The sequence below is a fragment of the Afipia carboxidovorans OM5 genome, from assembly GCF_000218565.1.
In the GTDB taxonomy this organism is placed as follows: Bacteria; Pseudomonadota; Alphaproteobacteria; order Rhizobiales; family Xanthobacteraceae; genus Afipia; species Afipia carboxidovorans.
Map to the genome: position 1 here is coordinate 2,803,781 of NC_015684.1, position 18,868 is coordinate 2,822,648.

Consider the following 18,868-nt stretch of genomic DNA (forward strand, 5'->3'; position numbering starts at 1 on the left):
CGCAAATAGCGGTCATCGATAGCGGTCCGGCCGATCGAGAAAATTCTTGACGTAGGAGGCAACCGAATCCTCGAGCGGCGTGAAACCGCCATTATATCCGGCGCGGCGCAGATGCTCGCCGTCTGCCTCGGTGAAATACTGGTAGCTGCCGCGAATTTCTTCGGGCATGTCGATATAGGCGATCTTTTCCTTGGCGCCGAGCGCCGCATAGACCGCGACGATCAGATCACGGAAGCTGCGCGCCTTGCCGGTGCCGACATTGAAGATGCCGCTGACGCGCGGATTGTCGACGAGCCACATCACCACGCGCAGCACGTCATCGACATAGATGAAGTCGCGGCGCTGGTCGCCGTCGGCAATTCCCTCGCGATGCGATTTGAAAAGCTGGATGGTCTTGCCGTGCTTGATGTCGTCGAAGCGGCGCGTCAGCACGCTCATCATCGAACCCTTGTGATACTCGTTGGGCCCGAACACGTTGAAAAACTTCAGCCCCGCCCATTGCGGCGGCAGCGTCTCGTTCTTTGCAACGCGCGTCGCCACCGCGACGTCGAACAGATACTTGCTCCAGCCGTAGAGGTTCATCGGCCGCAACGCCTTCAGCGCCTCGAGGCTGTTGTCGTCGCGGAAGCCCTGCGTGCCGTCGCCATAGGTCGCCGCCGACGAGGCATAGATGAAGGGGGTCGGGTTCACGGTGCACCAGTCGAGGAGCCGCATCGACAGGCGATAGTTGGTCTCGAACACGAGGTCGCCATCGGTCGCGGTGGTCGCCGAGATCGCGCCCATATGGATGACGCCGGAGAGCCTGCGCCCGCGCAGCCATGCCATCAGTTCGCCCGGCGGCACGACGTCGGAGATTTGCCGCTTGGCGAGGTTGCGCCACTTGCCCTCGTCGCCGAGGAAATCCGAGACCACGACATCGGCATGGCCGGCCTCGTTCAGCGCCGCGACAATATTGGAGCCGATAAACCCGGCGCCTCCAGTCACCAGAAACATCGAAATTATCCCGTTTTCGACAAAGTACTGCCCAAGCGGCCCCGCCTCGGCCCGGCTAGTAAGCCACCGGCAGGCCCTAAGCTCGCCTCACTTGAGCAAAACGCTTCTAGACGCCCTTTCGCGAAAGCGATACCCCGATGGCCCATCTCTAGCAGGCTTCCCGCTCGATTAATGAATCAAAATTCACCCATCGAGACCATTGCGGCGGACCCACGCCCGACGAGCCCGATCCTGATCGTCCCGTATATGTGGATCGGCGACTTCGTGCGGGGGCACACCGCCGTGCGGCTGCTGAAGGCGCGCTGGCCGAACCGGCCGGTGGACCTGCTCAGCACCACGCTGTGCGCGCCGCTTGCCGACTACATGCCGGGTGTCCGGAAGACCATCGTCTATGACCTGCCGCGCGGGCGGATCGCGCTCGACAGGCAGCGGGAGCTGGCCGCCCTGTTCCGCCGCGAGGGCTATGGCACTGCGCTGATGATGCCCCGGACCTGGAAATCGGCGCTGGCGCCGACGCTTGCCGGTATCCCCGAGCGGATCGGCTTCATCGGCGAGGCACGGTTCGGCCTCGTCACCGACCTGCGCCGGGGCGAGCGCGCTTTGCCCCGCATGGTCGACAAGATGGCGGCACTGGTGCTGCCCCGTAACGTTGTGAAGGCTGCCCACACGTGGCCGGTACCGCAGCTCGAGGTACCCGAGGCCGAGATCAAAGCCTGGCGCGCCAGGAACAATCTCGGCGACGGCGCGGCCATTGCGCTGGCGCCCGGCGCGGTCGGCCCCTCCAAGCGCTGGACCTATTACGCGGAAGCCGCGCGCAAACTGGCGGAGCGCGGCTTCAACATCTGGATCGTCGGCGGCCCCGGCGAGAAACAGCAGGCCGCCGAGATCGTCGCCGCGGGTGGGCCGCGCGTGCGCGACCTCACCGGCACCGACCTGCGCAACGGCATCCTCGCGCTCGCAGCCGCGAGCGAAGTCATCTCGAACGACTCCGGCCTGCTGCATGTCGCGGGCGCGATCGGTACGCCCTCGATCGGCATTTTCGGGCCGACCAGCCCCTATCACTGGGCGCCGCTCAACGGCCTCGCCGCCACCATGAAGCGCGCGACCAATCTGCCGTGCCAGCCGTGCCACAAGCCGGTCTGCACCGCGAACGACCACGCCTGCATGCGCGACATCACCGCCCGCGAGGTGGTGGACACCGCGCTCAAGGTGATCGCGGAGAAGATCAAAAACCGGCCGGTGTCGGCCTAAAACCTGTCATTGCCGGGCTTGACCCGGCAATCCATCTCCTTTTTTAGATGGATGCGCGGATCAAGTCCGCGCATGACGAACGCGATAAAATGTTCGCCAGCCTTCCCTCGACCAAGGTGCCCTGTGAGCCAGAATCCGATTGCCGATCATTTCCAGGCCTCGCTTGCGGGGCTCACGCGCGCCGTTGAAAGCGCGGAGTTGCAGGCGACCGTGAAGACCATCGCCGATGCCATCACCGGCAGTCTGCGCGCCGGCAACAAGCTCCTTTTGATCGGCAATGGCGGCAGCGCCGCCGACGCCCAGCATATCGCCGCCGAGATTGTCGGCCGCTACAAGCGCGAGCGCCGCGCGTGGGCCGCGATCGCGCTCACCACCGACACCTCGGCGCTCACCGCCATCGGTAACGACTACGGCATCGAAGACATGTTCGCCCGTCAGGTCGAAGGGCTTGCACGGCCGGGCGACGTGCTGATCGCGATGACGACCTCCGGCCGCTCGCCGAACATTCTGGCGGCACTGCGCCGTGCGCGCGAACTTGGCGTCACCACTATCGGTCTCACCGGCACCAGGGGCGAAAGCCTGCGTGCGCTGTGCGATCACGTCCTGATCGCGCCCTGCGACGACACCCCGGTGATCCAGCAGATCCACATGGTGGCGCTGCATGCGATCTGCGATGACGTCGAGCGCGCGGTGATGAGCGAGCCCGGCAAGGCATGAGCGACGCGGCCGCGCTTCGCCCGGCGGCGTTCCTCGATCGCGACGGCGTTCTCAATCACGACGACGGCTATATCGGCACCCGCGAGCGCGTGCGCTGGATGCCGAATGCGGCCGCCGCGATCCGTCGCCTCAACGCCGCCGGATATCTCGTCTTCATCGCCACCAACCAGTCGGGCGTCGCGCGCGGCTTCTTCACCGAGGACGATGTCCACGCGCTGCATCACTGGATACGCGAGGAGTTGTCGCGTGAGGGCGCGCGCATCGACGACATCCGCTATTGCCCGCATCACATCGCCGGCAGCGTGCCGCAATTCCGCAGTGACCACCCCTGGCGCAAGCCGAAGCCCGGCATGATCCTCGATCTGATGGCGCATTGGCCGATCGACGCCGCGCGCAGCTTTGTGATCGGCGACAAACCGAGCGATATGGAAGCGGCGAAGGCCGCAGGCGTTGCGGGCTATCTGTTCGCGGGCGGCGATCTCGATGCGTTCGTGGCGGACGTGCTGACGAAGCAGGACGCGCAATCCTAGTTATTAGTGCTCGCAACCTGCCAAAACGCATAAACGTCATGCGCGGACTTGATCCGCGCATCCATCCCTCTCAAAAAGATGGATTGCCGGGTCATAAGGGCGTTCACGCCCGTCTAAACGGGCTATGCCCGGCAATGACACTCATGACGACGAGAGATATCGTGCAGGCCAGAGAGCGCTAAGCCTCTCCCCCAGACAACAGCCCCTTCTCCTCCACCGCGCGGATCGCTTCAGCGAACGCAGGTGATGTGCCTTTGCCGCCGAGCACGACGATCGGCCCCGAACCGAGCGGGCCCGTCAGCCCCGGATCGGTTGCGAGAAAGATCGCAACGAGCGGCACGCTGTACGCGGCGGCAAGATGCAGAAGCCCGGTGTCGACGCCGACCACCAACGATGCATTCGCGATCACCTTCGCGGTCACGTCGAGCGGCTGCCGCTCCAGAATGCGGCTGCCGGGAATGCCGCCGGCCAGGCGCTGACAGCGCAGCCGCTCGCGCTCGTTGCCCCACGGCAGCACCACCTCGAGCCCCTGCTGGTGCAGCCATTTGCCGAGACCAATCCATTCGCTCTCGCGCCACTCCTTTGTGGCCCTTGAGGTGCCGTGCAGCAGCACCGCATAGCGCGCGGCCGCGTCCACAGGCGGGCGCACCAGACCGTAATCGAGTCCATTGTCCTCGAGAGAGTAGCCGAGGCTCAGCCCCATCAGTGCGCGATTGCGCATCACCGCATGCATCGCGCGCGATACGTGATGCCGCACATCGTAAAACAGCGAGGCTGCCTTCTCGCGAATGCTCGCGGAATCATAGCCGTGCCGCCGGCCGTTCGCCGCGCGCGCAATCAGCGCCGAGCGGATCAGTCCTTGCGTGTCGACAACCGTCTCACTCGCAATGCCGCGCAGCTTCGCCTTGAAGGCGCGCACCTCGTCCCATGTCGCGGGCGAGAACAGGTTCCCGCGCCAGCGCCGCGTCGCGACGGGAACCACCTCGTCAACTGAGGGATGCAATCGTGCGAGCGGCGCGAACGCCTCCTCGACCACCCACACGATCCGTGCGTCGGGCAGGTTCCGCCTTGCCTCCGTCATCGCCGGCATCTGGTGCACGACATCGCCCAGCGAGGAGGTTTTCACGACGAGAATGGTGGCCATGGCGAAGCGCGGTTTTTCGAGAAACAGTCTTACGGTTTGGAAACCATAAAGCAGTTTCCCGGCGGAAAAGCCACGGAATCGGCCCCGACAGCCTCAGGTTTAAGACTTCGATTCCGGCATTGCGCGACATGATGGAGGGAGCGAAGCCGCCTCCCCGGCGGCCCATCATGGATATGTGAATGAGCGTTCTCGTTACCGGCGGAGCCGGATACATCGGCAGCCACACCGTTCTCGCCCTCGTCGAGGCGGGAATCCGGACCGTGGTGATCGACAATCTCTCCACCGGCTTCTCGACCGCGCTGCCCGAAGGCGTGCCGCTGTTCATCGGCGATGCGGCGGACGAAAACCTCGTCGAGGGCGTAATCGCCGCGCACGACGTCAGCGCCATCATCCATTTCGCGGGCTCGGTGGTCGTGCCGGAATCGATGCGCGACCCGCTCGCCTATTACCGCAACAACACCATGACCACGCGCAACCTGCTCAACGCCGCGGTCAAGTGCAACGTGAAGAACTTCATCTTCTCCTCGACCGCCGCCGTCTACGGCAACCCCGATCAGATTCCGGTGCCGGAGATCGCGCCGACGCGGCCGCTGTCGCCTTACGGCTCGTCTAAGCTGATGACCGAGATCATGCTGCATGACGTCGCGACGGCCTACGGCCTCAATTATGTCGTGCTGCGTTATTTCAACGTCGCGGGCGCCGATCCGCAGGCGCGCATCGGGCTGCAGACCGTGGGCGCGACGCATCTTCTCAAGATCGCAGTGGAAGCCGCGACCGGCCAGCGCGCCAAAATGGAGGTGTTCGGCACCGACTATCCGACGCCGGACGGAAGCTGCATCCGCGACTTCATCCACGTCACCGATCTGGCGCAGGCGCATCTCGCCGCGCTCGCCTATCTCGATCAGGGCGGCGATTCAGTGACACTCAATTGCGGATACGGCCGCGGCTATTCCGTGCTGGAAACCATCGAGGCGGTGCGCCGCGTCTGCGGCCGTCAATTTGCCGTGCAGATGAGCCCGCGCCGCAACGGCGACATCATGACGATGATTGCCGATACCGCACGGATCGGCCGGACGCTCGACTGGACACCGCGCTACGCCGAGCTTGAGACCATCGCCGCCCATGCGCTCGCCTGGGAAGAAAAGCTGCTGCAGGCCCGCGAGGCAGCCTGACGCCGCACGGTTCCCGGGGAACGTTTACGCCCTGATTTGGCTTGAAAAGCCCCGCCATAGCGGGCAATGAGGCGCACGTTTCATTGCAGCGCGGCATTGGTATGAGCGAGCTTCCCCGCAAGATCACTGACGATCCCTACGGCGCGGCAGCGCTCATCAAGCGGCTGGTCGCCGAGCAGGGCCTCGCCTATTGGCGGCGCTACCTCGTGGCCTTCAGCATGATGGCGTTTTCGGCGGGCGCGACCGCGGGCTCGGCCTATCTGCTCGGGCAGGTCATCAATCAGGCCTATGTGAACCGCAGCATCGAGGGCATCGTCCTTCTGTCGGGCATCATCATCGCGCTGTTCACCATCAAGGGCGCGGCGACTTACGGACAGGCGGTGATCCTGTCGCGGATCAGCAACGCCATTCTCGCCAACAACCAGCGCAAGCTGTTCGCAAAACTGATGCGCGAGAATCTCGGCTTCTATGCCTCGCGCCATTCGTCCGAATTCCTCGCGCGGCTGTCGGCCGGCGCCGCCTCGGTGACGCAGGTGCTGGCGCTGCTCGTCACCTCGCTCGGACGCGACCTCCTCACACTGATCGGCCTTCTCGCCGTGATGGTGTTTCAGGATCCGTTGATGTCGCTTTTGAGCTTCGTCGTCGCGCCGCCTGCGTTCCTGTTCATTCGCACACTCGTGAAGCGCATCCGTGGCCTCGCGCACGATCAGTTCACCGGCACCACCGACATCATGGAAACGGTGCAGGAATCGCTGCAGGGCATCCGCACCGTCAAAGCCTTCACGCTCGAAGACGCGATGCAGCGGCGCATCGAGAAAAGCATCTCCGAAGTGGAGGAGCGCTCCAACAAGATGGCGCGGGTTGCCAACCGCTCCGGCCCGCTGATGGAGATGCTCGGCGGCATCGCCATTGCCGCGGCGCTGATGTATGGCGGTTATCGCGTGATCGCAACCAACGCCGCGCCCGGCCAGTTCGTCTCCTTCATCACCGCATTCCTGCTGGCCTATGAGCCTGCAAAGCGTCTTGCCCGCCTCAACATCGACCTCAACGGCCTCCTGATCGGCGCACGCAAGCTGCTCGAGATCATCGACAGCCCCGCCTCGGAGCCTGCCGACGACGACAAGCCGCCGCTCGTCATCACGCAGGGCCGCGTCGAACTGCGCGACGTCTCCTTCTCCTATCGCGAGGACGAGCCGGTGCTGAAGCGGATGAGCCTTGTCGCCGAGCCCGGCCAGACCACCGCGCTGGTCGGCCCCTCGGGCGGCGGCAAGTCGACCGTACTCGCGCTGCTGCTGCGGCTCTACGAGGTGGATCGCGGCGCCGTCGTCATCGACAATCAGATCATCTCCGATTGCTCGCGCACCTCGCTGCGCCAGCAGACCGCCTATGTCGGGCAGGACGTTTATCTGTTCCGCGCCAGCATCCGCGACAACATTTCCTTCGGCCGCACCGGCGCGACCGAAGAGGAGATTGTCGCCGCGGCGAAGGCGGCGTTCGCGCATGATTTCATCATGAGCTTCCCGCAGGGCTACGACACGCCGGTCGGCGAGCATGGCACGCAGCTGTCCGGCGGCCAGCGCCAGCGCATCGCCATTGCCCGTGCGCTGATCCGCAACGCGCCGATCATCCTGCTCGACGAAGCAACCGCCGCGCTCGATTCCGAGTCGGAGCGATATGTGCAGGAAGCGCTCGCGGGGTTGTGCCGCGGCCGCACCACACTCGTGATCGCCCACCGCCTGCACACCATCATGCATGCCGACCGCATTCTGGTGGTCGAAGGCGGTCAGATCGTCGAAACCGGCCGGCACGATGAACTGCTGCAGGCCGGCGGCCGCTACGCCTCGTTCTATCGTCTGCAGCAGCGCGACGACAACGCCACGCCGCCGCTCGCCGCCACCGCCTGATCCGCACGAAAGCCTGCCGCCATGAGCCAGCCTGAAACCGTGATCCCGATGCCTGCGTATCCGATGCTGCCGGTCGCGGGCACGACGAAGATGTTTCCGGTGCGGCGCATCTGGTGCGTCGGGCGTAACTTCCTCGAACACATCCGCGAACTCGGCAACGACGAGCGCCAGCCGCCGTTCTTCTTCGCCAAGCACGCCGACATGATCGTGCCAAGCGGCGCGACCATCCCCTTCCCCGCCCTCACCAAGGACTGCCAGCACGAAGTCGAAATGGTCGTCGCACTAAAATCCGGCGCCGCGAACATCGCGCCCGAACAGGCGCTCGATCACGTCTACGGCTATGGCGTCGCGATCGACCTCACGCGCCGCGACCTGCAGACGATCTCGCGCAAGAAAGAGCAGCCCTGGGAGATCGGCAAGTCGTTCGACAATTCCGCGCCGTGCGGGCCCTTGCGTGCAGCCTCCGAGATCGGCCATCCGTCAAAGGGCAGGATCTGGCTCAACGTCAACGGCAAGGAACGCCAGAGCGGCGACCTCAACCAGATGATCTGGAACGTGCCGGAGATCATCGCGCGGCTGTCGCTGCAGGTGACGCTCGGCGCGGGCGACATCATCATGACCGGCACGCCAAAGGGCGTGGCCGCGCTCGCGCCTGGCGACCGCATCGAATGCGGCGTCGAAGGGCTGGAGCCGCTGTCGGTGAGCTTCGGTTAGGAAATCTGCATCATTGCAAGCGTCAGCGAAGCCGCCGCCTGCTCCCTCGCCCCGCTTGCGGGGAGAGGGGTTGGGGTGAGGGGCATCGCGTTATACAAGCCACATCACAGTGCTCTTGGATGCCCCCTCACCCGACCCCCATAGCGCATAAATGCGCTTATGGCGGTCGACCTCTCCCCGCAAGCGGGGCGAGGTGAAGGGAATGCTGCCGGGAAATCACGGAATTAAAGAGCATCTACAATTGAGCGCCCCCGCTCACCAGTGAACGTGCTGGCTCGGCACGATGAATGAGGTTTGCGTCGGCGGCGCGGGCCGGTTGAAATAGTAATAGCCTGCCACCATCACCCCGAGCAGCACGAGAATGCTGCCGAGATCGATGACGCGCTTGGTGCGCCAGCCCACATCTTTGTCGCGATCGTTGTCGTTATCGCGGCCGGTGTTGCGCGGGTCTTGGACGGGTTCGATCCGCATCGTTCCACTCCCTCGCAGGGACAAGCGCGATATTACACCCACGGTTCCGTTTGCGTCCGCAGCAAAATGCCGCCCGGACACCGGTTCCTCACACCGCCTGCAAGGCCTCAATGCGCGCCGCGCAGCACCGTGTTGGCCTTGCCCTTCTCGACAATGTCGATAACGAGGAGCTTCACCGGCTCCGTGCCGGTCGCCGTGCCGGAATGCCAGTGCTCGACCATCTCGGCAATGAAATCGCCGGGCTTGTAGTCGTCCACCTTGCCGGTGTCGGCATTGGTGACGCGCAAGGTGCCGGCCTGCACGAAGGCGTAGCGCGGATAAGGATGCTTGTGCACCGGCAGCACAGCGCCGGGCGCAATCTCGTAGGTGGAGACGAGGACCTGCGCGTCCTTTTGCGGCAGCACGATCGGCTGGCCCGCCGCGGTCGTCGTCAGCGCGGCGATCGGGCGGACGTTCACCTGCCTCGCGACCGTCGCCGCATCGGATTTTGCGCCATCCGGCCTGGCGCCCTGGCTATCGGCCCAGGCAGGCGCCGCGAACAATGAAGCCGCGACCAAAGCCGCGGGCAGCGAGATGCGCATCATCGGAGTCCCCCTCGATTCCGCGCCAGTATAATCGAGGCGGTCCGACAAGGAAGCGGCGCGAGCCGCCCTCGCCTAGCGGCGAACGAGCACCACGCCGACAATCAGCAGCGCCGCGCCGACCAGTCGCACCGGACTCGCGGCATGCTTCTCCAGCCCGAACGTACCGAAATGGTCGAAGGCGATCGAGGCAATCATCTGCCCGGCGAACAGCAGCGCGACGAACGACGCCGCGCCGAGCTTCGGCACCAGGAAGATCGCAAGCGCGATGAACAACGCGCCGAGCGCACCGCCGCTCCACAGCCACCACGGCGTGCTGCGCAGCGCCGCGAACGACGGCACCGGATCGCGCATCGCCAGCACGAACACGAACATGCACGCGAGGCCGACGGTATAGCTCACGACACCCGCCCACGCCGCGGAATTCAGCGCAACGCGCAGATTGGCGTTGAAGATCTGCTGGGTGATGACGGCAACGCCGGTAAGCGCCGCAATGATGGAAAGCACGATGGCGGTGGGCATGGGCTCTACTGCTGGACAGACGATATAATCGGGCCGGATAGGGGCCGAGACATACAATCACGGGCGGCAGATGTCATGCGCATCGCTTGCATGCGGAAATGAATAGCTGCGGGATATGAGGCGCGGATCAACGGATTGATCCCGGCGAAACACTTCCCCGCGCGTTATCCGTACGTCACCAACGAACAAAAAACCGCTCGCTCCGGGGCTTTTGGTTTTCATCGATGTCGATCCGGGATGCGCGCTCTTACGCGCAGACCCGGAATCTCGAACGTCTGGATTCCGGATCGGCATGCGGTGCAAGCCGTCCGGAATGACGTGCTACGACCTCCACTCACCGCACAAACAAAAAGCCCCGTCATTTCTGACGAGGCTCTCGAACGTCTGCGTTTCAGTACATCCGTGAAACGAGGCGTGAAATCCGGCGCGCGTCCCGGTACATCCGCGGTGACGGCGCTTCGAATTCCTGCATGATGCGCCGACCTCATCACAAACGGATGACAGGCAGCGCAGATCGTGTCGTCTTAGACGAGCGACAGATTTTCCGCGCTGGTCTTGCCGCGCATGTTGTCGGTCTTCGCCTCGAACTCAACCTTCTGTCCTTCGGCAAGGCCGGTCAGGCCCGCGCGCTCGACTGCACTGATGTGAACGAACACATCGTTGCCGCCATCCTGCGGGGCGATAAATCCGAAGCCCTTCTGGCCGTTAAACCACTTCACTGTACCGATCGTCATTTGTCTCATCTTTCCAATAGACGCGCGAATGCGCGCTCACGCACCATGCGTGAGGTATCCAATTTCAGCATCGTCTTTGGGAAAGGAGCCTGGCGGCGCGTTAACAAAAGAAGGGCCAGCAATCGAACGGGCCAGTCCATAGCATGGTCGAAACCAAAGCCAAAGGACTCAATTGTGGTCATTGGGAGGCGACTTGCCGCATCCGGTGCGCTCGACCAGCAGACAAATCGACAAAAGCCCCGGATCGTTCCGGGGCTTTTGCGTGTCTCGTGATGTCATTCCGGGATGCGAGCGCAAGCGAGCGAACCCGGAATCTCTCTTCGTCACGTCTGGATTCCGGGTCTGCGCGTGAAGAACGCGCATCCCGGAAAGACGTGCCGATATCAATACCGATAGTGCTCGGCCTTGTACGGGCCTTCCACCTTCACGCCGATGTAGTCGGCCTGGTCCTTGCGCAGCTCGGTGAGCTTCACGCCGATCTTCGACAGATGCAGCCGCGCGACCTTCTCGTCGAGCGACTTCGGCAGCACATAGACTTCCTTCTTGTACTTGCCGTCCTTGTTGTTGGCGAACAGTTCGATCTGCGCCAGCGTCTGGTTGGTGAACGAGGCCGACATCACGAAGGACGGATGGCCCATCGCGTTGCCGAGGTTCACGAGGCGGCCTTCGGACAGAAGGATCATCCGCTTGCCGTCCGGGAAGGTGATCTCGTCGACCTGCGGCTTGATGTTGGTCCACTTCATGTTCTTCAGGGTCGCGACCTGAATCTCGTTATCGAAGTGGCCGATGTTGCAGACGATGGCGCGATCCTTCATCGCGCGCATATGGTCGATGGTGATGATGTCCTTGTTGCCCGTCGCGGTGACGAAAATGTCGGCCTGCGGCGCGGCATCTTCCATCGTCACCACCTCGTAGCCCTCCATCGCCGCCTGCAGCGCGCAGATCGGATCGACCTCAGAGACCATGACGCGGCAGCCGGCCTGACGCAGCGATGCGGCCGAGCCCTTGCCAACGTCGCCAAAGCCCGCAACCATCGCGACCTTGCCCGACATCATCACGTCGGTACCGCGGCGGATGCCGTCAACCAGCGATTCACGGCAGCCATAGAGGTTGTCGAACTTCGACTTGGTGACGGAGTCGTTGACGTTGATCGCGGGCCACAGCAGCGTGCCGGCCTTCTGCATGTCGTAGAGGCGATGCACGCCCGTGGTGGTTTCTTCCGACACGCCGCGGATCGAGTCGGCGATCGCCTGGAAATAGCCCTTCGGCTTTTCCTTGAGCTGCTTCTTGATGAGCGCGAAGAACACCTCTTCTTCCTCGGAACCCGGCTTGTCGAGGAATGCGGTGTCGCCCTTCTCGGCGCGCAGGCCAAGGTGAACATACATCGTGGCGTCGCCGCCGTCGTCGAGGATCATGTTCGGGTGGCCGCCACCGTGCCAGTCGAACAGCTTTGCGGTGTAGTCCCAGTAATCCTTCAGCGTCTCGCCCTTCACGGCGAACACCGGAATGCCCGCCGCGGCGATCGCGGCAGCGGCGTGGTCCTGCGTCGAATAGATGTTGCAGGAGACCCAGCGGATATCGGCGCCGAGTGCGGCCAGCGTCTCGATCAGCACCGCGGTCTGGATCGTCATGTGCAGCGAGCCGGCGATGCGTGCGCCCTTCAAGGGCTGCTTCGGGCCATATTCCTCGCGCGTCGCCATCAGGCCCGGCATTTCGGTCTCTGCCAGCGAGATTTCCTTGCGGCCGAAATCGGCAAGCCCGATGTCGGCGACGATGTAGTCTTTGCCGTTGGTGGCGGTCATGTGTGTTCCTGCTCTGCTCCCTCGCCCCGCTCTTGCGGGGAGAGGGTTGGGGTGAGGGGCCAACAATGCGTCGACCTCGATGATCATGTTCTAGTTGCGAGGGTCGCCCCTCACCCGCCGCGCAAACGCGCGGCGACCTCTCCCCGCAAGCGGGGCGAGGTGAAGTAAAATCACACCGCCTTCTTCAGCGCGTCGGCGAGGTCGGTCTTCTCCCAGGAGAAGCCGCCATCGGCGTCCGGCTCGCGGCCGAAATGGCCATAGGCAGCGGTGCGGGCGTAGATCGGCTTGTTGAGGCCAAGGTGCTTGCGAATGCCGCGCGGCGTGAGGTCCATCGACTGCGCCACCGCGCTCTCGAGCTTGTCTTCGGACACCTTGCCGGTGCCGTGGGTGTCGACATAGATCGACAGCGGCCGCGCGACGCCGATCGCGTAAGCAAGCTGCAGCGTGCATTTGTCGGCGAGGCCCGCCGCAACAACGTTCTTGGCGAGATAGCGCGCAGCATACGCAGCCGAGCGGTCGACCTTGGTCGAGTCCTTGCCGGAGAACGCGCCGCCGCCATGCGGGGCCGCACCGCCGTAGGTGTCGACGATGATCTTGCGGCCGGTGAGGCCGGTGTCGCCGTCAGGTCCGCCGATGTAGAACTTGCCGGTGGGGTTGATGTGCCAGACGGTCTTGTCGGTGATCCAGCCCTGCGGCAGCGCCTTGCGCACATACGGCTCGACGCGCTCGCGCACCTGGTTCGAGGTCATGTCCTCGACGAGATGCTGGTGGGAAACGACGATCTCGCGGGCGCCGACCGGCTTGCCGTTCTCGTACTGCACCGTGACCTGGCTCTTGGAGTCGGGGCCGAGCACCTTCTCGATGCCGGCATGGCGGGCTTCCGAAATCAGCCGCAGGATCTTGTGGGCGTAGTGCAGCGGCGCGGGCATCAGCTCCGGCGTCTCGTTGGTGGCGTAGCCGAACATGATGCCCTGGTCGCCCGCACCCTCTTCGCGGTTGGTGCCGGGCTGCATCGCATCGACGCCCTGTGCGATGTCGGCGGACTGCTCGTGCAGCAGAATATCGATATCGACGGTCTTCCAGTGGAAGCCGTCCTGCTCGTAGCCGATGTCCTTGATCGCGGCGCGGATCACGGCATCGAGCTGCTCCTTCGGAATCGCGGGGCCACGGGTCTCGCCGGCGATGACGACCTTGTTGGTGGTGGCGAGCGTCTCGCAGGCGGCGCGGATCGCCCACGGGTCGATCCCGGCCTTCGGGCCTTCGCGGAAGAACAGATCGACGATTTCGTCCGAGATGCGGTCGCAGACTTTGTCCGGATGGCCTTCGGAGACAGACTCAGAGGTGAACAGGTAAGACGCGCGCATCTTGGATTCCTTCGGTTTTAGCTGCGTGTGTTTGAGAAATTCCGTTCAAGGCGTCAATCGCGGCGCCGCGAAATGACGTAAGATTCATCGTAAAACCACAGTCCGTTGTGCCTGCGCAGCACCTCGCGCGTGGCGTCGAGATAGCGGCCGCTGGCGGTGATCCCGGCAAGGCGTTCGTCTTCGATCTGGGCGACATAGACCGCCGCGTTCCAGGCCGCGAAGGCGGTCGAGGAGCCGATCGCGCCGGTAACCTCGTTGGGCAGGGCTTCCATATCATACCGGAAGATCGAGCGGTTATCGGCATAGGCGTTAAAGTTGAGCTCGCGCCCGGCGGAGCCGAGCTCGTATTTCACCGCGCGCAGCACCTCATGGCGGCTGACCGAGAACGGGTTCTCGTCCGGCCAGATCGACTGGATGATCTCCATCCCCGGATCGTGGCCGTGGGAATGGATGCCGATCAGCCGTCCGCCCGGCCGCAGCGAGCGGGCGAGCGGGCCGATGATGCGCTTGGCGCGGAAATTCAGCGACGACTTCGCACGGTAAGGCTGCGAGGCGATGACGAGGTCGAAATTCGCCTCCACCTTGCCCGCGCGCGGGATCACGCTATCCAGCATGAAGCGATGGTCGTTGCGGTAGATCACGATGGCGACCGGCCGCTCATAGACCGGCATGCCCGAGCGCTCGGAGATGCTGGCGCGCCAGTTCTCTTCCAGGAACGGCTCAAGCTCGCCGATCTGCGCCTCGAACTCGCCGGACGACGAGCCGGTCAGCACTACTTCTTTCCAGATCGTCGCGGCGGCGGCCGCCGCCGACTTCGGCGTCAGCCACGGCGCCTCGGCATAGTTCATGTTGGTCAGCACGAACACGGTCGCCGGATGCTCGAACAACCGATCCGGCACCTTGTCGAGGGTGAGCTTGACGTCCTCGAAGCTGATCTCCTTGCCGGCGATATAGAACGGCATGTGCGGAAAGCGGTTATGCATCGACCGCATCACGCGCGAGAGCACGGTGCCGTCGCCCACCCCGGCGTCAAACACGCGCAAAGCGGGTGGGCTGGGATGAATACTCCCAAGCTCCAGCGCGACGCGTTGGGCAATGACGCGCTTCTCGCTGCAGGTGTGGACGAACAGCAGATATTTCTGCCGGTTCTCGAAGAAGCGGAAATTGCCGGCCGGGTCGCGCCGCTCGATCGGCGGCTCCGGCAGCCGCCGCGCCGGGGTGCCGTCAGCCATGAACGCCCGAATTCGCTCCAGCGTATCGACGGTAATGCGCTTGCCTTCGCGCAGCCGCGTGACGAGCTTGCCGTCATTCACGGCCCGCCGCCCAAAGGTCGATTCCGCGAGCCCTGCCTCGCGGCAATAGTCTGAAATCTCAGCCAAAAGGGCTTCGTTCTTCATGGAACCTTGGGGACGAAGGGGTGGGCAGGAGGATATTGGCTAAGCTTGCTACCATTATCTGCCCATAGACGAAACCCGGCCAGCCAAGATTCTTTGGGAGATCACGGTTTTTCAGGACAGGATCGCAAGGGTGGGCACAGCATTCGCGGAGCTGGACGGCAGGTCAGCGCCCACCCCTCACGGCTGCTGCTTTTGGTGACCGCCCGCGCCTGCTCGCACCGCCTTTCCGGCGGCACACAGCACAAAGGCCCTGTCGATCGAACCGAAGCCTGTGCCGCTTCGGCATGAGGCCACGAACGCCCGGCGCTTATGGCTCCAACGCGACCCGTAACCCCTCGTCGCCTTCAACATGAACGTATCGCGACCCGATGGGCCGGCCGCGACCACTGGCGACCGTGACAATGTCTTCCAGGGGAGCGGCACGCGCGTCCGCTTCAGGACGGGACAAGATAAGATCGGCGTGGAACAGCCCCTCCGATTCAAGACCGGTCGCGTCAATGCCAAGGGCCGCCAAAGTGGCCAGGGTGTTTTCAAATTCCTCCGCATCATGGAAGCGACGCTGGATGAACGTCGCACCGGCAAGGCGCTCGGTCACAAAACCACGCTTTGCGAATGTCGCCGCCAAAGGTTCAAATGGAAACATCCGCAACACGAAGGAGATGATCCACGGATGCCTCTCGGTCGCGTCGAGAATCTTGCCGAACGTCTTCTCGGTCACATAGCCGATGCAGCCTGTTGACATGATAACGTCAGCGGAACGGACAATACGCGCGTCCTCGACCGATAGATCACCCGTTTCAAGATCCGCGACAACGCCCTGCTCGAGAAGGCCGACGCCCGTCGCATACCTGATCGCGGGAGCCGATATGTCGAGCCCGATAAAGCGAGCCAGACCGACATCAGGCCAGGCCGCATAAAAATTGCGATCAAGCTCGACCAGAGTTTCCGAACTGACCGCCCGTATCTCGCGCCGGGCATAGCGATGACGCAGGCCGGTGAACGTCAAAGGAAATCGATGCACTGCGGCATTGATGCCGTATGAACAACCGACATCAAGCACAGTCGGCTTAACACCAGTCATCGAAGCTTTGGCTGACAGAATTTGACGCACGACCGGCTCAGCCACATCCGGGATCATATAATCCAGGTCTCCGAGGGCAGAGAAATAGGCTCTTGGATCGTCCAAACCATAAATTTCGTCGAAAACAGCTTTCGCGCGATTGATGTGTAAAAAATCCATCCGCAACCCAACACCTCCGTTTCGATTCAGCAAGCCGATAGCCCTTGCTTGGGTGAGTACACGCTCGCTTATCGCAGATGTTGGCCGGTACATAAACCCGTGCATTTTTCGATTTTGTTTTCAAATCGAAGCGCGACATGGGACGTCATCGATGACATCCGGGATTGTGCTGACGGATCAGTGTTCCGCGCGGGAATTGTTCGGATCGCGGACCGCTTCAATGGTTTCGAACTCGGCGTTCACGATCTCCTCGCCGCGGCGCTCGACCTTGCGCAGATAGATGTTCTGCACCGGTTCGCGACTCTTCTCATCGATCACGACACGCCCGCGCGGGCTTTTCAGCGACAGGCCCTTCATTGCCTTGAGAAGCGCCTCGCCGCCCGTGTCGCCTTCGCGTGCACGCAGCGCCTCGCAAATGATCCGCATGCCGTCATAGCCGCTCACGGCCATCGCGCCGGGCGTCTCGTCATAGGCCGCACGATAGGCCTCGACGAACGACCGGTTCACCCGTGACGGATGTGCCGCGGAATAGAAATGCGCGGTGATGATGCCGAGCGCGGAAGGCCCCAGCGCCGCGAGCGTGGCGTCGTCGGTGAGATCGCCGGTCGCGATCACCTTGACGCCCGCCTCCCGCAGTTTCTGCGCAGCGATGGCGTCCAGCACTTCGTGCACCTGCCATGGCGCAACATACACGAATAGCGCCTCGGGCTTTGCCTGCGCGATCTGCGCCAGCGCCGGTCCGAACGCCGGCTCCTCAAGGGAGATCTTGAATTCGTCAGCGATCTCGCCACCCTGCGCGATGAACGCCTTGCTGAATTCATGCAGCGCATCGCTGCCGGGCGCGAAGTCGGAGATCAACGCCATCACATTGCGGATGCCGTGTTTCGCCGCCCAGGTGCCGAGCGTCGCGGCGGACTGCGCCAGCGTTGCGCCCGAGCGCACGATGTAAGGCGAACGCGTCGTGACGAGCGAAGTCTGCGCACCCATTACAACGGCCGGAATCTGTGCATCGGTCGCAAACGGCGCGGCAACAGCAGCGGCCGGCGAGGTGCCGAAGCCCGCGAGTACGTTGACCTTGTCCTCTTCGATGAGGCTCTTCACTGCAACGCGCGTCTGGTCGGGATTGCCCTCGTCGTCGCGCACCATCACCTCGATGCGCGTGCCCTCGACGGTGTCGCCGTTCTGCTCGAGATAGAGCCGCATCGCGTTGTCGATCTGTCGGCCGACCTCGGCCAGTTGTCCGGACAGCGGCAGCACGAGACCAACCTTCAACGTCTCGGCCGCGGCCATCACCGGCTGCGCCGCGATCCACAAGGCACCGAGCACAACGAAAAGAAAATGCCGCCGCGCCGGTGCCATGGTCGCTCAGTCCTTGAACACGACCGTCTTGCGGCCGTTGAGGATCACCCGATCCTCGAGATGATAGCGCAACGCCCGCGCCAGCACCTGCCGTTCGATATCGGCGCCCTTGCGCACCAGAATTTCCGGCGGATCGCGATGGCTGATGCGCTCGACGTCCTGCTCGATGATCGGACCCTCGTCGAGATCGCCGGTGACGTAATGCGCGGTCGCGCCGATCAGCTTGACGCCGCGCGCATGCGCCTGGTGGTAGGGTTTTGCACCCTTAAAGCCCGGCAGGAACGAGTGGTGAATGTTGATACAGCGGCCGGAGAGCTTTGCGGCGAGATCGTCGGACAGCACCTGCATGTAGCGCGCGAGCACGACGAGATCGGTTTTCGTCTCCTGCACCAGTTGCCAGATCTGCGCTTCCTGCTCGGCCTTGGTCTCGCGCGTGATCGGCAGATAGTGGAACGGGATGTCGCCGAACTCGATGCCCTCATAGGTCTCGCGCGGATGGTTGGAGACGATCGCGGTCGGCACCATCGGCAGATCGGTGTAGCGCCAGCGATAAAGCAGATCGGCGAGGCAGTGCGTCGACTTCGACACCAGCAGCATGACGCGCTGGTGCTGGCCCCGCTCGCGCAACTGCCAGACCATGCCGAACGGCACCGCGATGGCGCCGAAGCCGCCGCGCAGCGTCGCAAGATCGGAGGAGCCGTCCACCGTGTTGAACGTCACCCGCATGAAGAACTTGCCGGTCTCGGTGTCGTCGAACTGCTGGGCGTCGAGGATGTTCTGTCCGCTCGCGAACAGAAAGGTCGACACCGCCGACACGATGCCGGGGCGATTGTCACAGGAAAGCGTCAGAACGAATTGCTGGGCAGGCATGGAGGGATGGCTTCCGGAGTGTTGGGGTCGAAAACGGCCCTGCTCTAGCACTCCGCCTTTCGCCGCGCCAATGCTGTCCGCGTCAACATTGCCAATATGATGA

18 protein-coding genes are annotated in these 18,868 nt (G+C 63.5%); 6 read left to right on the top strand and 12 right to left on the bottom strand.

The genetic code is table 11. From position 1 onward, the window contains the following. Positions 1-12: 12 nt before the first annotated feature. The gene (rfaD, locus tag OCA5_RS13325; RefSeq protein ID WP_012562495.1) at positions 13-993 is read right to left on the bottom strand and encodes an ADP-glyceromanno-heptose 6-epimerase; all 981 of its coding nucleotides are present in this window, start codon (positions 991-993) and stop codon (positions 13-15) included. A gap of 171 nt (positions 994-1,164) precedes the next feature. On the opposite strand from rfaD, the gene waaF reads away from it, so the two are divergent. The 3 genes from waaF (at position 1,165) to OCA5_RS13340 (ending at position 3,491) form a co-directional block, all read left to right on the top strand. Beyond that, positions 1,165-2,244 carry a lipopolysaccharide heptosyltransferase II gene (gene waaF, locus OCA5_RS13330; protein ID WP_012562494.1) on the top strand — a complete coding sequence of 360 codons (1,080 nt, stop codon included), beginning with the start codon at positions 1,165-1,167 and terminating at the stop codon, positions 2,242-2,244. 123 nt (positions 2,245-2,367) lie between these two features. Further along, positions 2,368-2,961 (top strand): D-sedoheptulose 7-phosphate isomerase, encoded by a 594-nt coding sequence (locus OCA5_RS13335; RefSeq protein ID WP_012562493.1) that lies wholly within the window; start codon positions 2,368-2,370, stop codon positions 2,959-2,961. Beyond that, complete coding sequence (locus OCA5_RS13340; RefSeq protein WP_012562492.1) at positions 2,958-3,491, top strand: D-glycero-alpha-D-manno-heptose-1,7-bisphosphate 7-phosphatase; 534 nt, start codon at positions 2,958-2,960, stop codon at positions 3,489-3,491. Before OCA5_RS13335 ends, OCA5_RS13340 begins: the two co-directional genes overlap by 4 nt. A 178-nt stretch (positions 3,492-3,669) precedes the next feature. Here OCA5_RS13340 and waaC read toward each other — a convergent pair whose 3' ends face one another. After that, positions 3,670-4,635: a lipopolysaccharide heptosyltransferase I gene (gene waaC, locus OCA5_RS13345; protein WP_012562491.1), complete on the bottom strand. Its 966-nt coding sequence runs from the start codon at positions 4,633-4,635 to the stop codon at positions 3,670-3,672. A 179-nt stretch (positions 4,636-4,814) separates the two neighbouring features. On the opposite strand from waaC, the gene galE reads away from it, so the two are divergent. The 3 genes from galE (at position 4,815) to OCA5_RS13360 (ending at position 8,425) form a co-directional block, all read left to right on the top strand. Continuing rightward, a complete protein-coding gene (galE, locus tag OCA5_RS13350; RefSeq protein WP_012562490.1) occupies positions 4,815-5,807 on the top strand; it encodes a UDP-glucose 4-epimerase GalE in 993 nt (330 codons plus the stop codon). A gap of 101 nt (positions 5,808-5,908) precedes the next feature. Continuing rightward, a complete protein-coding gene (locus OCA5_RS13355) occupies positions 5,909-7,711 on the top strand; it encodes an ABC transporter ATP-binding protein (RefSeq protein ID WP_013913266.1) in 1,803 nt (600 codons plus the stop codon). 21 nt (positions 7,712-7,732) lie between these two features. Further along, on the top strand, positions 7,733-8,425 hold the full coding sequence (locus OCA5_RS13360; protein WP_012562488.1) for a fumarylacetoacetate hydrolase family protein: 693 nt from the start codon (positions 7,733-7,735) through the stop codon (positions 8,423-8,425). A gap of 255 nt (positions 8,426-8,680) precedes the next feature. On the opposite strand, the gene OCA5_RS13365 is transcribed toward OCA5_RS13360, so the two are convergent. The 10 genes from OCA5_RS13365 to purU all read right to left on the bottom strand — a co-directional run bounded on the left by OCA5_RS13365 (position 8,681) and on the right by purU (position 18,765). Next, positions 8,681-8,896, bottom strand: coding sequence for a hypothetical protein (locus tag OCA5_RS13365; protein ID WP_012562487.1), 216 nt, complete (start codon positions 8,894-8,896; stop codon positions 8,681-8,683). Positions 8,897-9,003: 107 nt separating this feature from the next. After that, on the bottom strand, positions 9,004-9,480 hold the full coding sequence (locus OCA5_RS13370; protein WP_012562486.1) for a cupin domain-containing protein: 477 nt from the start codon (positions 9,478-9,480) through the stop codon (positions 9,004-9,006). A gap of 72 nt (positions 9,481-9,552) precedes the next feature. Next, on the bottom strand, positions 9,553-9,999 hold the full coding sequence (locus OCA5_RS13375; protein WP_012562485.1) for a DMT family transporter: 447 nt from the start codon (positions 9,997-9,999) through the stop codon (positions 9,553-9,555). Between the two features lie 524 nt (positions 10,000-10,523). Beyond that, complete coding sequence (locus OCA5_RS13380) at positions 10,524-10,733, bottom strand: cold-shock protein (protein ID WP_012562483.1); 210 nt, start codon at positions 10,731-10,733, stop codon at positions 10,524-10,526. A 383-nt stretch (positions 10,734-11,116) separates the two neighbouring features. Next, entirely contained in the window at positions 11,117-12,535 is a 1,419-nt protein-coding gene (ahcY, locus tag OCA5_RS13385; protein ID WP_012562482.1) for an adenosylhomocysteinase, read from the bottom strand. Between the two features lie 170 nt (positions 12,536-12,705). After that, positions 12,706-13,899, bottom strand: coding sequence for a methionine adenosyltransferase (gene metK / locus OCA5_RS13390; protein WP_012562480.1), 1,194 nt, complete (start codon positions 13,897-13,899; stop codon positions 12,706-12,708). A 53-nt stretch (positions 13,900-13,952) separates the two neighbouring features. Continuing rightward, positions 13,953-15,296 carry a hypothetical protein gene (locus tag OCA5_RS13395; RefSeq protein ID WP_012562479.1) on the bottom strand — a complete coding sequence of 448 codons (1,344 nt, stop codon included), beginning with the start codon at positions 15,294-15,296 and terminating at the stop codon, positions 13,953-13,955. A gap of 307 nt (positions 15,297-15,603) precedes the next feature. Continuing rightward, entirely contained in the window at positions 15,604-16,536 is a 933-nt protein-coding gene (locus OCA5_RS13400; protein ID WP_012562478.1) for a class I SAM-dependent methyltransferase, read from the bottom strand. Positions 16,537-16,713: 177 nt separating this feature from the next. Beyond that, the gene (locus OCA5_RS13405; protein WP_012562477.1) at positions 16,714-17,895 is read right to left on the bottom strand and encodes an ABC transporter substrate-binding protein; all 1,182 of its coding nucleotides are present in this window, start codon (positions 17,893-17,895) and stop codon (positions 16,714-16,716) included. A gap of 6 nt (positions 17,896-17,901) precedes the next feature. Next, positions 17,902-18,765 carry a formyltetrahydrofolate deformylase gene (gene purU, locus OCA5_RS13410; RefSeq protein ID WP_012562476.1) on the bottom strand — a complete coding sequence of 288 codons (864 nt, stop codon included), beginning with the start codon at positions 18,763-18,765 and terminating at the stop codon, positions 17,902-17,904. Positions 18,766-18,868: the final 103 nt, after the last annotated feature.

What these genes read in the sequence shown, in the direction of transcription:
- OCA5_RS13405 (WP_012562477.1), bottom strand. Translation starts at nt 17,895, where the DNA reads ATGGCACCGGCGCGGCGGCATTTTCTTTTCGTTGTGCTCGGTGCCTTG.
- waaC (WP_012562491.1), bottom strand. Translation starts at nt 4,635, where the DNA reads ATGGCCACCATTCTCGTCGTGAAAACCTCCTCGCTGGGCGATGTCGTG.
- OCA5_RS13355 (WP_013913266.1), top strand. Translation starts at nt 5,909, where the DNA reads ATGAGCGAGCTTCCCCGCAAGATCACTGACGATCCCTACGGCGCGGCA.
- OCA5_RS13370 (WP_012562486.1), bottom strand. Translation starts at nt 9,480, where the DNA reads ATGATGCGCATCTCGCTGCCCGCGGCTTTGGTCGCGGCTTCATTGTTC.
- OCA5_RS13360 (WP_012562488.1), top strand. Translation starts at nt 7,733, where the DNA reads ATGAGCCAGCCTGAAACCGTGATCCCGATGCCTGCGTATCCGATGCTG.
- OCA5_RS13375 (WP_012562485.1), bottom strand. Translation starts at nt 9,999, where the DNA reads ATGCCCACCGCCATCGTGCTTTCCATCATTGCGGCGCTTACCGGCGTT.
- OCA5_RS13395 (WP_012562479.1), bottom strand. Translation starts at nt 15,296, where the DNA reads ATGAAGAACGAAGCCCTTTTGGCTGAGATTTCAGACTATTGCCGCGAG.
- waaF (WP_012562494.1), top strand. Translation starts at nt 1,165, where the DNA reads ATGAATCAAAATTCACCCATCGAGACCATTGCGGCGGACCCACGCCCG.
- OCA5_RS13365 (WP_012562487.1), bottom strand. Translation starts at nt 8,896, where the DNA reads ATGCGGATCGAACCCGTCCAAGACCCGCGCAACACCGGCCGCGATAAC.
- OCA5_RS13380 (WP_012562483.1), bottom strand. Translation starts at nt 10,733, where the DNA reads ATGACGATCGGTACAGTGAAGTGGTTTAACGGCCAGAAGGGCTTCGGA.
- metK (WP_012562480.1), bottom strand. Translation starts at nt 13,899, where the DNA reads ATGCGCGCGTCTTACCTGTTCACCTCTGAGTCTGTCTCCGAAGGCCAT.
- purU (WP_012562476.1), bottom strand. Translation starts at nt 18,765, where the DNA reads ATGCCTGCCCAGCAATTCGTTCTGACGCTTTCCTGTGACAATCGCCCC.
- OCA5_RS13340 (WP_012562492.1), top strand. Translation starts at nt 2,958, where the DNA reads ATGAGCGACGCGGCCGCGCTTCGCCCGGCGGCGTTCCTCGATCGCGAC.
- galE (WP_012562490.1), top strand. Translation starts at nt 4,815, where the DNA reads ATGAGCGTTCTCGTTACCGGCGGAGCCGGATACATCGGCAGCCACACC.
- rfaD (WP_012562495.1), bottom strand. Translation starts at nt 993, where the DNA reads ATGTTTCTGGTGACTGGAGGCGCCGGGTTTATCGGCTCCAATATTGTC.
- OCA5_RS13400 (WP_012562478.1), bottom strand. Translation starts at nt 16,536, where the DNA reads ATGGATTTTTTACACATCAATCGCGCGAAAGCTGTTTTCGACGAAATT.
- ahcY (WP_012562482.1), bottom strand. Translation starts at nt 12,535, where the DNA reads ATGACCGCCACCAACGGCAAAGACTACATCGTCGCCGACATCGGGCTT.